The following is a 14,820-nucleotide window of genomic DNA, read 5'->3' on the forward strand; positions in this document are numbered from 1 at the left end:
TACAATTTCGTCCGTTTTCATTGTCGAAAGTTTCCTTTCTGGGCAACCAACGCACACATGGCTATGGCGTTCCGATGCAGTTTCTCTCCGATAATGCCGCCTCGGTCCACCCTGCCGTGTGGGATGCTCTCAAGGCCGCAGATACCCCCGATACGCCTTACGATGGCGATGCACTGAGCGCCGCTCTGGACGACAGTTTCGCGCAAGTATTCCAGCGGCCTTGCGCGGTCCTGTGGGTTGCCACGGGCACGGCGGCAAACTGCCTCGCGCTGGCAGCGATGGTGCCGCCGCACGGCGGCGTGGTGTGCCACGAGGAAGCGCATATCGAGATGGACGAGGGCGGGGCCCCCGGTTTCTATCTCCACGGCGCCAAGCTCATGCTGGCTCAGGGCGAGGGTGCGAAACTCACGCCGCAAACCATCGCTGCGGTTCTCGATCCGATCCGCGACGATGTGCATCAGGTCCAGCCGCATGCGATCTCTATCACGCAGGCGAGCGAATATGGCTGCAGCTATCGCCCCGACGAAGTAGCCGCGATCGCCGAATTCGCACGTGCGCGCGGGCTGCGCCTCCACATGGACGGCGCGCGATTCGCCAATGCGGTGGCTTTCCTCGACTGCGGCCCCGCCGCGGCGGCAGGCCCGGTCGATGCGCTAAGCTTCGGCTTCATCAAGAACGGGGCCATGAGCGCGGAAGCGATCGTGTTCTTCGATCCGGCGCTGGCCGATGTCGCGCGCTACCGCCGCAAACGTGCGGGCCATCTCCAGTCGAAGGGCCGCTTCCTTGCCGCGCAGCTCCAGGCCATGCTCGAAGGCGATATCTGGCTCGCCAATGCGCGTCATGCCAATGCCGCCGCGGCGGAGATCGGCACCGCCTGCTCCGGCCGCCTGATGCACCCCGTCGAAGCCAATGAGCTGTTCGTGCGCTGCACCCCGGCGGAGCGCGCAGCGCTGCGTGACCACGGTTTCGGGTTCTACGATTGGGGCGATGATGCGGCGCGCTTCGTCACTGCATGGAATACCCGCGAACAAGACGCGACAGCGCTGGCCAAGGCCGTGGCCAGTCTATGAGTGCTGCACCCGAGGCGGAAAGCCTCCTCACCCCGCGCAATTTCGCTGCATTCCTGCTGGTCAGCCTGATCTGGGGCGGGACCTGGCTGGTCATCCGCGACCAGATCGCCAGCGTCCCCGCCAGCTGGTCGATCTCCTACCGCTTCATGATTGCCGCCTGCGCCATGTTCGCGCTTGCCGCCATGCGCCGCGAACCGCTCCGGCTGGTGGCGGGAGGATTGCGCTGGGCGCTGCTGTTGGGCCTGTTCCAGTTCACGCTCAATTTCGGCTTCGTCTACAATGCCGAAAGCTACATCACCTCGGGCCTCGTGGCGGTGATGTTCGCGCTGCTGGTGGTGCCCAATGCCATCTTCGGGCGCATCTTCCTCGGCCAGCCGATCACCGGGGCCTTCGTCCTCGGCTCGGCGATCGCGGCGCTCGGCGTCTCGCTACTGTTCGCGCATGAGTGGCGGTCCTCCCCGGCAACGCTGAGCGACGTTCTGCTGGGCGCGGCGCTGACCGTGGGCGGTATCCTTTCGGCGAGCGCTGCGAATATCACCCAAGCGATGGAGGGGGCCAAGCGGCAGCCCTTTCTGGCGTTGCTTGCCTGGTCGATGACGGCTGGTGCGGTCATCAACACTATTTATGCGCTGGTTGCCGATGGCCCGCCGCAATTCGATCCGCGCGCCTCCTACACACTCGGGATCCTTTATCTTGGGCTTGCCGGATCGGTCGTCACCTTCCCGCTCTATTACGGGCTGGTGCGCAAGGTCGGGGCGGGGCGGGCGGCCTACAGCTCGGTTATCGTGCCGATCGTGGCGATGGTGCTGTCGACGCTGTTCGAAGGCTTCGAATGGGGCCTCTTGCCGGCCACCGGGGCAGTGATCACGCTGGTCGGGATGGTGGTCGCGATGCGCGGGCGGGCCAATGCCCCGCCGCGGCGCGCTACGCCCGAGCCCTGATCGCCGCCAGACCTTCGCGATAGGTGGCAAAGCGCGGCTGCCAGCCGAGCACACGCTTCGCCTTGCCGTTCGCGACCCTTCGGTTCTCGGCATAGAAACCGCGCGCCATGGGCGACAATCCGGCTGCGTCGATCGTTTGCAGCGGGGGCACCTCGCGGCCCAGCAAGCGGCAGGCTTCCTCGATCACGGCATTCTGGCTGGTCGGCAAATCGTCGGACAGATTATAGGCCCCCGCCGGTGTATCGGTTGCCATCGCAGCGACCACGCCAGCAACGATATCCGCGACATGGACACGGCTGAACACCTGGCCCGGCAAGTCGATGCGGTGCGCCTTGCCCGCTTCCACACGGTCGAACGCGCTGCGACCCGGGCCGTAGATCCCGGGCAGCCGGAACACCCGCGCCCCCGCTTCGAGCCAACGTGCATCGCATTCGGCGCGGGCCTGGCGTCGCCCGCTGCCGGTTGGGGAGGCTTCGTCGACCCAGGCACCCGCTGCGTCACCATAGACGCCCGTCGACGAGAGATAGGCGAGCCATTTGCCCGACAACGCGCTGCCGTACCGGTCGAGCACCGGATCGCTGTCCTCCGCTGGCGGGACCGAACTCAGCACATGGGTTGCGCGCGCCAAGGCCCCGCGCACGGCCTCGTCATCGCCGAATGCGAGATTGCCCGCGCTGCCCGTGGCATCGACATGCCAGCCGCGCCCGCGCAGGGCGTCGGCGATCCACGTGGCGGTATAGCCGAGGCCGAAGATCAGCAGGCGGCTCATTTGGCGTCGAGATAGCCTTCTTCGGGGACGACTACCTGCGGGTTTTCGACATTATTCGCCTTCCACTGCATCGCCATGCGCACGCGGGTCGCGCCGCTGGGATGGTCGAAGAACACGAATTCCTCGAGCGGGCCGGGCTCGATCTTGCGATATTCGGACAGGCGCATCGCGACCTTGGCAAAGCCGTCGGGTTCCCGCGCGGCATCGAGCCCGAACGCATCGGCCTTGCTTTCCGCCCAGCGGATCAGCGAATTGGTCGCCGGGGTCATCAGGAACATCCAGATGCCCAGGCAGATCGCCAGCACGGGGAGCGAAGCCGGGTCGCCCATGTCGCGCACGCCCCACCGCTCGCCATAGCGGCGGATCAGCGCCGGCGCGATGCGGCTGGTCACGAACAGCCCCAGCGCGAAGAGCGACAGCAGGATCCCCACGATCCACCACGTGTGGTGCAATTTGTAGTGGCCCATCTCGTGCCCCATCACCGCGAGGATTTCCTCTTCGCTGGTCCGTTCGAGCAAATTGTCGTTGAGCGAGATACGGATCGTCGGGCCGAGGCCCGAGACATTGGCCGAGATGCGCTTGTGCTGCTTCGACTGGTCGAACACGTAGATGTGCTCGGCCGGGATCTCGTATTGCGCCGCGACCGCCTCGATCCGGTCGCGCACCGGGCCGTCTTCCAGTTCGGTATACTCGTTGAACAGCGGCGCGATGAACACCGGCCCCAGCACCATGGCGAAGAGCATGAACAGACCGATCACGCCGGTGCTCCATAGCCACCAGCTGCGCGGCGCGCGGCGGATCAGCGCATAGATCGCGACCACCGCCAGCGGCATGAGAACCAGCGCCATAGCGATGCCGATCGCCTGCTCGCCCGCCCAGGCACCGAATGTCTGGTCAAGCAAATCGTACCGCTTTTCGCGGATGAAACCGGTGTAGATCGTCCACGGCAGCGTCACCAGCGTCCCGATCAGCGTGTAGAAAAAGGCGGTGATCGCGGTGACGATCCAGGCCCGTTTGCTCACCCGCTCACCGAAGGCGCGCAGGGCATGCGCGATGCGGAAGCGCAGGAGCAGCCAGTCGACCAGCACACCGATCGCGGTTCCCCATAGCGGCAACCAGTATCCGCCTTCGAAATAGGCATCCGACTGTGCACGCGCAGGGCCCTGAAGCGTGTCGAGATAGGCGCGTGTCGCACTTGCGACATCGAAGCCGTCCGATGTGGCGGCAAGCAGGTCCAGCATGTCATTCCCTCCGTTGCGCTTCGCTGCGGCACGGGTGCAGTGCTGTCAATCACCCGACCAGCGCTAGCCGACCAGTGAACGCAAAGTCTCGACGGGCGTTGCAGGGAATGACAGTACGTTTTCGACCCCGCATTCGACAGGAATTCCATGGATATTGCGCGCACTCCCGCCACGCCCGACGGCAATCCCGTAATGGCCGATGCCGCCATCGAACCCAAGGCACCACCGGTCATCCGGCGCGAGGATTACACGCCCTTCCCGTGGCTGATCCTGGCGACCCGGATGGAATTCGAGCTGGGCCTGGAGAAGACACGGATCACCACCACGCTGAATGTCGAGCGCAATCCCGACGCTGCCGCTTCGCCGACCATTCGCCTGAATGGCGACGGGCTCGCGCTGGTCTCGCTCGCCTGCGACGGCGGGTCGTGCGACGGGCATATGATCGATGGCGACGACCTGGTCGTTACGCTGCCGGGTGATCGCCATGTGCTGACTATCGTTACCGAACTCGATCCCTCGGACAATTCGCAGCTGATGGGGCTCTATGCCTCGAACGGCATGCTCTGCACGCAATGCGAAGCCGAAGGGTTTCGCCGGATCACCTTCTTCCCCGACCGGCCCGATGTGCTGAGCACCTATACCGTGCGAATGAGCGGGCCGCGGGCGCAGTTCCCGGTGCTGTTGTGCAATGGCAACCGCACGGGTGAGGGCGCCGACGGCGACACACATTGGGCCGAATGGCACGATCCCTGGCCCAAGCCGTCCTACCTCTTCGCGCTGGTTGCAGGCGATCTGGTCGCGCGGACCGATCACTTCACGACCATGGGCGGGCGCGAGGTCGAGCTGAACGTCTATGTGCGCGAGGGCGATCTCGACCGCACCGAGCACGCGATGGAGAGCCTCAAGCGCTCGATGCAGTGGGACGAGGAGGTGTTCGGGCGCGAATACGATCTCGACCTGTTCAACATCGTCGCGGTCAGCGATTTCAACATGGGCGCGATGGAGAACAAGGGCCTCAACGTCTTCAACACCAAATACGTCCTCGCCGACCCGGAGACCGCGACCGATGGCGATTACGACGGGGTCGAAGGGGTGATCGGGCACGAATATTTCCACAATTGGTCGGGTAACCGCGTGACCTGCCGCGACTGGTTCCAGCTGAGCCTGAAGGAAGGTTTCACCGTGCTGCGCGACCAGCTGTTCAGCGCCGATATGGGCAGCGAGCCGGTCAAGCGAATCGAGGATGTGCGCGTGTTGCGCGGGATCCAGTTTCCCGAGGATTCAGGCCCGCTCGCGCATCCGATCCGGCCCGATTCCTATCGCGAAATCAGCAATTTCTACACCTCGACCGTCTATAACAAGGGCGCGGAAGTGATCCGCATGATGCGCACCATGGCGGGCGCGGAGCGGTTCCGTCGGGGCACCGATCTCTATTTCGACCGCCACGACGGCGAGGCGGCGACCTGCGAGGATTTTGTCGCCGCAATCGAAGCGGGGACGGGTCTCGACCTGACGCAATTCCGCCTGTGGTATGCGCAGGCCGGCACGCCCAAGGTGGCGGTCACGCTTGCGCATGACGGTGACACAGCGCGGGTCAAGCTGACGCAGACGGTGCCCGCGACCCCCGGCCAGGGCGACAAGCAGCCGATGCCGATCCCGCTCAAGCTGGCGCTGTTCGACCGCACCAGCGGGACGCATTCTGGCGAGCAATTGGTGGTGCTGGACAAGGACAGCGCCGAGTTCACCTTCGAGGGATTTGCCCAGCGACCGATCCTGTCGATCAACCGCACCTTCTCCGCCCCCGTCTCGATCGACCGGGACGTGTCGCGCGAAGACCTCGTGTTTCTTGCCGCCAGGGATGACGATCCCTTCGCTCGCTATGAAGCGATGCAGGAACTGATGACCGGCCATCTCGTCGCCGCCGTGTCGGGCGAAATGGACGATGGCGAGCGCGAGGCGGCGCGGACCGATATCGCCCAGGCGATGCGCGCGGTGATCGAGGACGACCAGCTCGACGATCTCATGCGCGGCGAACTCATGGTAATGCCCGGCCAGACCTATATCGCCGAGCAGCTGCTGGTCGCCGATCCGGGCCGCATCCATGCCGAACGCGAGGCGCTGAAAGCCGATCTCGGGACGCGTCTCGCCGCGCAATTCGATGCGCTTTACAAGCGCACCGCAAAGGTGCCGTTTTCGCTCGATGCGCAGGGCAAGGGCGCGCGCAAGGTCAAGACGTTGGTGCTTGCCTATGCCGCCGCCAGCGATCCGGCCAAGGCAGCCGAACTCGCCGCGCATCAATATGACGGCGCCGACAATATGACCGACCGGCAGGGCGCTCTGATGGTGCTGGCGGGGCTCGACAGCGCGGCGCGTACGGGCAAGCTGCTCGACTTCTACAACCGCTATGCGGGCAATGCGCTGGTGATCGACAAATGGTTCGCGCTGCAGGCCAGCTCGCTCCACCCGCATGCGATCGAACATGTGAAGGCGCTGCGCGAACATCCCGAGTTCACGCTCAAGAATCCCAATCGCGTACGCTCGCTCTACATGGCCTTCGCCGCCAATCCGCAGGCTTTCCATGCCGCCGATGGCGAGGGCTATCGCATGCTTGCCGATCTCATTCTCGAACTCGATCCGATCAATGCGCAGACCGCGGCGCGCTTCGTCCCGCCGCTGGGCCGCTGGCAGCGGATCGAGGAAGGCCGTGCGAAACTGATGCGCGAGGCGCTCGAACGGATCGCCAAGGCGCCCAAGCTGTCGCGTGATACGTACGAGCAAGTGACCCGCTCGCTGGGCTAGGCACTTCGTGAGCACCTATCTCAAGGCGGCGTCGCTGGGCAGCATCGCGCACGGGTTCTCGACCTCGGCGGGGCTCGATGTGGCCGAGATCCTTCCTGGCGCGCCGCTGGTCCGTCTCAAGCAGGTGCATTCGAGCGCAGTCTTCGCGGTAACCCGTGCGGACAAGGCCTTGCCCGAGGGCGATGCATTGGTGACCGACCGACCCGGTCTGGCGCTGGGCATCGTCACTGCGGACTGCGCTCCGGTGTTGCTTGCCGATCCGGCCGCCGGCGTAATCGGCACGGCGCATGCCGGGTGGCGCGGAGCACTGGGCGGGGTGATCGAGAACACTGTCGTGGCGATGGTATCGCTCGGCGCGGAGCCTGCGAATATCGTTGCCGCGATCGGCCCGACCATCGCGCAGGCAAGCTATGAAGTCGACGAAGGATTCCGCGACGCCTTTGATGACGGGGATACGCGGTTCTTTGTGTCCGGCCGCCCCGGGCACTGCCAGTTCGATCTCCCCGCCTTTGTCGCACACCGCTTGCAAGCCGCAGGTGTGGGGCTGGTCGAGGATCTGGGCGAAGACACCTATGCGCAGCCGGGTCGCTTCTTCTCCTATCGCCGCGCGACCCACCGTTCACAGCCGACAAACGGACGCCAGATCAGCATTATCGGGCTGCCTGCCTGAACCGCGCGACCTAACGGAACCCAATCGCATACGATTGCGCGCACCTTTGTGTGCCATTGCGCGGGAGTGCACAAAGCTTGCCAAAATGGCGGTTGGCAACCTGTCGCATAGCGGCTAGAGGCGCGACCAAACCGGGCATACCGGGGGCTTTCGCGCACGCATCGTCGATCGGGCGCACCGGCTTTCCTGAACGTCCGGTCATTGGATTCGCACATCGCGCCGCAATGCCCCCGGGCCAGGCGCAGGTACAAGGCAGGCAAGGCAAGCGCTGATGGCAGAGACCGCTGCAACCGCAACTCCCGCAACGGCAGGCGAAACCGGCGACGGTATTCGGCGCCGCGATTTCCTCGACATCGCGGCCGTCAGCGCCGCCGGTATCGGTGGCCTCGCGGTGGTCTACCCGCTGGTCAGCCAGATGGCTCCGTCGAAGGACGTGCTCGCCGCGAGCTCGACCGAAGTCGATGTCTCGACGATCGAGCCGGGTCAGGCGATCAAGGCGGTGTTCCGCAAGCAGCCGCTGTTTATCCGCCGACTGACGCCCGACGAGGTCGCGGCTGCCAATGCCACGCCGACGGATTCGCTGCGCGACCCGCAGTCGCTGGCCGAACGGACCAAGGAAGGCCATGGCGACATGCTCGTCACCATGGGCGTCTGCACCCACCTCGGCTGCGTCCCGCTGGGTGCTGCCGAAGGCGAAGTGAAGGGCGAGTTCGGCGGCTATTTCTGCCCTTGCCACGGTTCGCACTACGACACCGCCGGCCGTATCCGCAAAGGCCCGGCGCCGACCAATCTCGAAGTGCCGGAATACGAGTTCACCTCGGACACCGTCATCCAGGTCGGCTGAGCTTAGAGAGAAGAGACGAAACCATGAGCTTTCCCTGGGCCAAGGAATATACCCCGACCAATGGGGTCACCAAGTTCCTCGACGAGAAACTGCCGCTGCCGCGCCTCGTCTATAATGCTGTGGGCGCGGGCTATCCGGTGCCGCGCAACCTGTCGTATTTCTGGAACTTCGGCGTCCTCGCGGGCTTCTTCCTCGTCGTGCAGATCGTTACCGGCGTGGTGCTGGCAATGCATTACGCGGCGAATGCGCAGGTCGCCTTCGCGACCACCGAGCATATCATGCGCGACGTCAACTGGGGCTGGCTGATGCGCTATGCGCACGCCAACGGCGCCAGCTTCTTCTTCATCGTCGTCTACCTGCACATCTTCCGCGGCCTGTTCTATTCGTCCTACAAGGCCCCGCGCGAAATGATCTGGCTGCTCGGCGTGGTGATCTTCCTGCTGATGATGGCGACCGCGTTCATGGGTTACGTCCTGCCCTGGGGTCAGATGAGCTTCTGGGGTGCCAAGGTCATTACCGGCCTGTTCGGCGCCATCCCGCTGGTCGGTGAGCCGATCCAGATCTGGCTGCTTGGCGGTTTCGCGCCCGACAATGCCGCGCTCAACCGCTTCTTCTCGCTGCACTTCCTGCTGCCCTTCGTGATTGCCGGTGTCGTCATCCTGCACATCTGGGCGCTGCATATCCCGGGTTCGTCCAACCCGACCGGGGTCGAAGTGAAGAGCGAAAGCGATACGCTGCCCTTCCACCCGTATTACACGGCCAAGGACGGGTTCGGCCTGGGCGTCGCGCTGCTGCTGTTCTTCACCATGGTGTTCTTCCTGCCCAACGCACTGGGACACCCCGACAACTATATCGAAGCCAACCCGCTTTCGACGCCGGCGCATATCGTGCCCGAATGGTATTTCTGGCCGTTCTACGCGATCCTGCGTGCCTTCACCGTCGATTTCATCCTGCCGGCCAAGCTGCTGGGTGTGATTGCGATGTTCGGGTCGATCCTGATCTGGTTCTTCCTGCCCTGGCTCGACAAGTCGCCGGTGCGCAGCGGCCATTACCGTCCGCTGTTCCGCAAGTTCTTCTGGTTCGGTCTGATCCCCACGATGGGCGTGCTGTTCGTCTGTGGCGGCGCCCCTGCGGAAGAACCCTATGTGATGCTCAGCCAGGTGGCGACGGCTTACTACTTCCTGCACTTCCTGGTGATCCTGCCGATCGTCAGCCAGATCGAGAAGCCCGCCCCGCTGCCCTATTCGATCACCGAAGCCGTTCTCGGCTCGGACAAGAAGGCAGTGCTGGGCGAAAACACGACGCCGGGCGTCTAAGCGAGTTACGAGAAAAGACATGACCAAGCTTCTCAGCATCCGCCTCGTCGCCATTCTCGTCGGCCTCGGCTTCGCGCTTATCGCGCTCTATTCCTTCGTCATCGGCGCCTATGCCTGGATGACCGAAGAGCCCGCCGGGCATCTTCCCTACGAGGAACCGCGCGATATCGCCTATTCCTTCGACGGCGCTTTCGGCAAATGGGATATCCAGCAGCTGCAGCGCGGCTTCAAGGTCTATGACGAGGTCTGCTCGGCCTGCCACAGCCTCAAGTTCGTCGCTTTCCGCGATCTCGAACAGCTGGGTTATGACGAAGGCCAGGTGAAGGCGTTCGCCGCCTCCAAGCAGGTGCCGGGCATCGATCCGAACACCGGCGAAGCGACTTCGCGTCCGGGCCTGCCGACCGACTATTTCCCGTCGCCCTATCCGAACAATGTCGCCGCGGCGGCAGCGAACAACAACGCCATTCCGCCCGATTTATCGCTGATGACCAAGGCACGCGGTGACGGAACGAATTATGTCGCGTCGCTGCTCGCGGGCTATGCCGAACCGACCGAAGAGCTGCTCGAGCATCATCCCGAAGCGGCACCCGGACCGGGCCTCTATCACAACCCCTATTTCCCGAACCTCAACCTCGCCATGGCGCCGCCGCTGACCACGACCGGTCAGGTGACCTATGACGACGGGACCGAGGCGACGGTGCAGCAGATGTCGGAAGACGTTGCCGCCTTCCTGACCTGGACCGCGGAACCGACGCTGGTCGAGCGCAAGCAGACGGGCTGGCCGGTGCTGGTCTTCCTGCTCTTCGCGACGATCCTTGCCTTTCTGTCGAAGAACCAGATCTGGGCTGCGGCAAAGCGCAAAGCCGACTGATCGGCATTACCAGACCAACGTATGACGCCCCTTGCATCCGCGCGATGCGAGGGGCGTTTTGCTTTCCGGGGAAAAGACGATGACGCCCGATGAACTCAAGGCCCTGGTCCGCACGATCCCGGACTTTCCCAAGACGGGGATCCAGTTTCGCGACATCACCACGCTGCTCGGTCACGGGCCGGGCTTCGCCGCCTCGGTCGAATGGCTGGCGGAGGCGGTCGAAGGCGCCGAGGCGATTGCCGGAATGGAAGCGCGCGGGTTCATCTTCGGGGCCGCGGTCGCGGCGCGGCTGCGCCGTCCGTTCCTGCCGATCCGCAAGGCGGGCAAGCTGCCTTGCGCCGTGATCGGGGTGGATTACGAGCTCGAATATGGGCTCGACCGGCTCGAAATGGATCCCAGCGCGGTGGCGCCCGGGCAACAGGTGGCGATCGTCGACGATCTGCTTGCCACCGGCGGGACCGCGCTGGCGGCGACCGAACTGCTGCGGCTGGCGGGGGCCGAAGTGCGCCGTGCGGCCTTTGTCATCGACCTGCCTGATTTGGGCGGCAGCGCCAAACTTGCTAGCCAGGCGGTGGATGTGCGGACGCTGATGGGCTTCGAGGGCGATTGAGCGCGCGGCGATGCAGGATATATTTCGCGCTTCGGACATTCATAGGACTCGCGCCAAGCCGGCGCGCTGCTCGCGAATTCTCGCGTAGTCAGGGAGGGGCATGGAACAGTCTTTAGTCATCGCGATGGTCGGCATGCTGGGCATCGGCGCCCAATGGCTGGCCTGGCGCACGGGTTGGCCAGCGATCGTGCTGATGCTGGCCGCAGGTTTCCTTGCGGGCCCGATCCTCGGCCTGTTCGACCCCGAACACGCCTTTGGCGACTTGCTCGACCCGATGATTGCTATCGGCGTCGCGCTGATCCTGTTCGAAGGCGGGCTGAGCCTCGACTTCCGCGAATTGCGCCATGCCGGCGACGGGGTCTGGCGCCTGGTGATCTTCGGCGTGCCCATCGCCTGGGTACTGGGCGCGGTCTCGGCCCATTCGATCGGCGGGCTGGAATGGCCCGTCGCGATCCTGTTCGCGGGTATCCTCGTGGTCACCGGACCAACGGTAGTCATGCCGCTGCTACGCCAGTCCTCGGTCAAGCCCAGACCCGCGGCGATCCTCAAATGGGAAGCGATCGTCAACGATCCGATCGGCGCGCTGTGCGCGGTCGTTGCCTATGAATATTTCCGCAAGGTCGCCGAATCGCCGGGTTCGGGACTGATCGAAGTCGTCCCGCCGCTGGTTATCGCCGCGATCATCGCGGGCCTGATCGGCTATGTCGCCGCGGCCGCGATCGCCTGGGCGTTCCCGCGCGGCGCGGTGCCCGAATTTCTCAAGGTGCCGGTCCTGCTCACCTCGGTGATCGTGGTGTTCGTGCTGTCGAACCAGATCGAGCACGAGGCGGGTCTCGTCGCGGTGACGGTGATGGGTATCGCGCTTGCCAATATGAACGTCTCCTCGCTGAGGAGCATTCATCCCTTCAAACAAAACGTCGCGGTCATCCTCATCGCAGGCATCTTCATCCTCCTGTCCGCCAGTCTGGAATTCGAAGAACTCGCCTATCTCAACTGGAATTTCGGCCTGTTCCTGCTGGCACTGCTGTTCCTCGTCCGACCGGCGACGATCCTGCTCAGCCTGCTGGGCAGCTCGGTGCCGTGGAATGAGCGGCTGTTCCTCGCCTGGATCGCCCCGCGCGGGATCGTGCTGGTGGCCATTTCCGGCCTCTTCGCGTTGCGGCTCGAGGATATCGGCTATGATGGCACCGCGCTGATCGGACTGAGCTTCGCGGTGGTCGTGGTGACGATCATCGCACATGGCTTCACCATCGATTTCGTTGCGCGGCTACTCAATCTCAAAGGCAGCAACCGGCCGGGGATCCTGATCGTCGGCAGCACGCCATGGACGATCTCGCTCGCGCTGATGATGCAGGAGCTCAAATCGCCGGTGATGGTGGTCGATTCCAGCTGGCAGCGCCTCGCCCTGGCGCGCCAGAAGGGGCTGCCCTTCTACCACGGTGAAATCCTCAACGAGGCGACCGAGCACAATCTCGACCTCGCCCCTTATGCGGTGCTGGTCGCGGCGACCGAGAACGAGGCCTACAACGCGCTCGTCTGCAACGAATTCGCCTATGAAATCGGGCGCGACACCGTCTTCCAGCTCGGTGATGCCGTCGACGACGACGACCGCCACGCGCTGCCCAGCGGCATCCGCGGACGCGCACTGTTCGAAACCGGTTTCGGCGTCGAGGACGTCAATGAGCGGCTCGCGCGGGGCTGGGTGTTTCGCAAGACCAAGTTGTCGGAAGAATTCGACTTCGAAGCGGCACAGCAGCGGCTGCCCGATGCGGCTTCAATGCTGCTGCTGGTACGCGACAGCGGAACGCTCCGCTTCTTCACCCATGCCGCGCGGCCCGAACCGCGCGCCGGCGACGTCATCGTCAGCTTCGCGCCGCCGCAGGAACGCACCGCGCAGGACGCCGCAGCCAAGCGCGACCGCAAGCGCAACAAGACCACCGAACAGGGGGCATGATATGAAGCACACGCGCCAATTTTCCCTCATTGCTACTGCAGCCACGCTCATGCTGGCCGCATGCGGCGACCAGCGCGGCGCGCCGCCGCCCGAGGAAGAGGAGGGCGGCGACAAGCGCTCGATCTTCCGGCCCGAGTTCCAGGTCGAGCCGATCGAGGCGCTTGAGCCCCGCGGTGCGCTGGAAACGCGGATCGCTTTCCCCGAAGGCGCGGAATTGACCGAGGAGGCACGCGCCGACCTGGCCACCGTCCTCGCCTCGCCGCAGATGGGCGAGGGAGGGACGATCACCCTGCGCGGTCACAGCGACAGCGGCGGTGACGACGAAGCCAACCTGCGCGCGTCGCAGGCGCGCGCAGATGCGGTGGCCGAATGGTTGATCGAAAACGGTGTCGCACAGGAACGGATCGTCGTCATCGCGTTCGGCGAGCAGAACCCGGTCGCGCCCAATGCGCTGCCTGACGGGACGCCGAACGAGGCGGGACGGGCGACCAATCGCCGCGTCGAAATCGAAGTCAGCGTCCCGGTGCAGCCGGCCTCGGCGAAGGAACCAACCCTCGCCGAAAGCATCGCTTCGTCAGCCGAGGAGGCCCGGACCGAAAGCAGCGACCGCGCGCAATAGCGTGTTGACGCCAGCGCGGCTTCGGTGGCATTGGCGCGTCACCTGAGCGGGTATAGCATAGTGGTAATGCTCCAGCCTTCCAAGCTGGCTAGAGGGGTTCGATTCCCCTTACCCGCTCCAGACCTCCCGCCATCGTTCGAACCGATACACCCTCAGGCGACCGGCATATTGTCGATCAGGCGCGTTCCCCCGATCCGCGCTGCCACGAACAGCCGGTTGCCCGGCGCCGCATCGCTGGCGGGCACCAGGTCGCTGCCGCGACGCAGATCGGCATAGTCGACCGAATCGAACCCGGCTTCGAGCAGCGCACCCGCAAGGTCCGACAGCGCGGCATCGGCGTGTTCGCCTGCGACCAGGCGTGCGATTGCGGTTTCCATCTGCCGGGGCAGTGCCGCGGCGGCGGCGCGCTGACTTGACGTCAAATAGGCATTGCGGCTCGACCGCGCGAGGCCATCAGCTTCACGCACGATCGGCACGCCGCGGATTGCATCGACATGCGGCAGCGTGAGGTCGAGATCGCGTGCCATGCGGCGGATGACTGCCAATTGCTGCCAGTCCTTCTCGCCGAAGAAGGCCAGGTCGGGCTGCACCTGGTTGAACAGCTTGCACACGACCGTTGCGACGCCGTCGAAATGGCCCGGTCGGTCGGCACCGCACAAGCCATCGCTGATCCCCGAAACCGAGATGTTCGTGGCATAGCCCGGGGGGTAGACCTCCTCCGGCGCCGGAGCCCAGAGCAGCGCGACTCCCTCGGCTTCCAGCAGCGCCGAATCGCGCGCCATCTGCCGCGGATAGGCATCGAGATCCTCATTCTCCCCGAACTGGCGCGGGTTGACGAAGATCGACACGGCGACATGCTCGGCCGCCGCCCGCGCCTCGCGCACCAGCGTCAGATGGCCTTCGTGCAAGGCGCCCATCGTCGGCACCAGCGCCAAGCTCCCGCTCGATCGCAGAGCCGAACTGGCCGTGCGAAGCGCGGCGAGGGTGGTGGCGGTTTGCAGCGGTCCGACTCCCGTAAACTGAAGGGAGGCACCTGTGCCGCCCTGCGCGGCATGTGGCAAGATCGCGCGCGCCATGACCTTTTCGCACCCGCCCCACCGGACAAACCCGGTTCCC

Annotated in this window: 13 protein-coding genes and 1 tRNA gene; 11 read left to right on the forward strand and 3 right to left on the reverse strand. The window is 64.8% G+C overall.

The annotated features are described in order from the left end of the window. Nucleotides 1-74: 74 nt before the first annotated feature. On the forward strand, nucleotides 75-1,070 hold the full coding sequence (locus V6B15_RS13610; RefSeq protein ID WP_334201634.1) for a threonine aldolase family protein: 996 nt from the start codon (nucleotides 75-77) through the stop codon (nucleotides 1,068-1,070). Then, nucleotides 1,067-2,011 carry a DMT family transporter gene (locus V6B15_RS13615; protein ID WP_334201635.1) on the forward strand — a complete coding sequence of 315 codons (945 nt, stop codon included), beginning with the start codon at nucleotides 1,067-1,069 and terminating at the stop codon, nucleotides 2,009-2,011. The genes V6B15_RS13610 and V6B15_RS13615 overlap by 4 nt, the downstream gene beginning before the upstream one ends. Here the strand turns inward: V6B15_RS13615 and V6B15_RS13620 are convergent. Both V6B15_RS13620 and V6B15_RS13625 read right to left on the reverse strand, forming a co-directional pair. Continuing rightward, on the reverse strand, nucleotides 1,995-2,780 hold the full coding sequence (locus tag V6B15_RS13620) for an SDR family NAD(P)-dependent oxidoreductase (protein WP_334201636.1): 786 nt from the start codon (nucleotides 2,778-2,780) through the stop codon (nucleotides 1,995-1,997). The two genes, V6B15_RS13615 and V6B15_RS13620, sit on opposite strands and share 17 nt — an antisense overlap. Then, nucleotides 2,777-4,021: a M48 family metallopeptidase gene (locus V6B15_RS13625; RefSeq protein WP_334201637.1), complete on the reverse strand. Its 1,245-nt coding sequence runs from the start codon at nucleotides 4,019-4,021 to the stop codon at nucleotides 2,777-2,779. The genes V6B15_RS13620 and V6B15_RS13625 overlap by 4 nt, the downstream gene beginning before the upstream one ends. Nucleotides 4,022-4,168: 147 nt before the next feature. Between V6B15_RS13625 and pepN the strand changes: the two genes are divergently transcribed. The 9 genes from pepN to V6B15_RS13670 all read left to right on the forward strand — a co-directional run bounded on the left by pepN (nucleotide 4,169) and on the right by V6B15_RS13670 (nucleotide 13,824). Then, nucleotides 4,169-6,820: an aminopeptidase N gene (gene pepN, locus V6B15_RS13630; protein WP_334201638.1), complete on the forward strand. Its 2,652-nt coding sequence runs from the start codon at nucleotides 4,169-4,171 to the stop codon at nucleotides 6,818-6,820. A gap of 7 nt (nucleotides 6,821-6,827) precedes the next feature. Next, nucleotides 6,828-7,490: a peptidoglycan editing factor PgeF gene (gene pgeF / locus V6B15_RS13635; protein WP_442969030.1), complete on the forward strand. Its 663-nt coding sequence runs from the start codon at nucleotides 6,828-6,830 to the stop codon at nucleotides 7,488-7,490. A 271-nt stretch (nucleotides 7,491-7,761) separates the two neighbouring features. Next, a complete protein-coding gene (petA, locus tag V6B15_RS13640; protein WP_334201639.1) occupies nucleotides 7,762-8,334 on the forward strand; it encodes a ubiquinol-cytochrome c reductase iron-sulfur subunit in 573 nt (190 codons plus the stop codon). 23 nt (nucleotides 8,335-8,357) lie between these two features. Continuing rightward, entirely contained in the window at nucleotides 8,358-9,650 is a 1,293-nt protein-coding gene (locus tag V6B15_RS13645; RefSeq protein ID WP_253520714.1) for a cytochrome b, read from the forward strand. A 19-nt stretch (nucleotides 9,651-9,669) separates the two neighbouring features. Continuing rightward, nucleotides 9,670-10,521: a cytochrome c1 gene (locus V6B15_RS13650; protein ID WP_253520712.1), complete on the forward strand. Its 852-nt coding sequence runs from the start codon at nucleotides 9,670-9,672 to the stop codon at nucleotides 10,519-10,521. Nucleotides 10,522-10,600: 79 nt separating this feature from the next. After that, nucleotides 10,601-11,131, forward strand: coding sequence for an adenine phosphoribosyltransferase (locus V6B15_RS13655; protein ID WP_253523052.1), 531 nt, complete (start codon nucleotides 10,601-10,603; stop codon nucleotides 11,129-11,131). A 100-nt stretch (nucleotides 11,132-11,231) separates the two neighbouring features. Then, nucleotides 11,232-13,085 carry a cation:proton antiporter gene (locus V6B15_RS13660; RefSeq protein ID WP_320181182.1) on the forward strand — a complete coding sequence of 618 codons (1,854 nt, stop codon included), beginning with the start codon at nucleotides 11,232-11,234 and terminating at the stop codon, nucleotides 13,083-13,085. 1 nt (nucleotide 13,086) lies between these two features. Then, nucleotides 13,087-13,704 (forward strand): OmpA family protein, encoded by a 618-nt coding sequence (locus tag V6B15_RS13665; RefSeq protein ID WP_334201640.1) that lies wholly within the window; start codon nucleotides 13,087-13,089, stop codon nucleotides 13,702-13,704. 46 nt (nucleotides 13,705-13,750) lie between these two features. Next, nucleotides 13,751-13,824: transfer RNA gene (locus V6B15_RS13670), tRNA-Gly, on the forward strand. A 32-nt stretch (nucleotides 13,825-13,856) separates the two neighbouring features. On the opposite strand, the gene panC is transcribed toward V6B15_RS13670, so the two are convergent. Next, on the reverse strand, nucleotides 13,857-14,705 hold the full coding sequence (gene panC / locus V6B15_RS13675) for a pantoate--beta-alanine ligase (protein WP_334201720.1): 849 nt from the start codon (nucleotides 14,703-14,705) through the stop codon (nucleotides 13,857-13,859). Between the last annotated feature and the right edge of the window lie 115 nt (nucleotides 14,706-14,820).

The sequence above is a fragment of the Qipengyuania sp. Mu-71 genome (assembly GCF_036867055.1).
Classification (GTDB): domain Bacteria; phylum Pseudomonadota; class Alphaproteobacteria; order Sphingomonadales; family Sphingomonadaceae; genus Qipengyuania; species Qipengyuania profunda.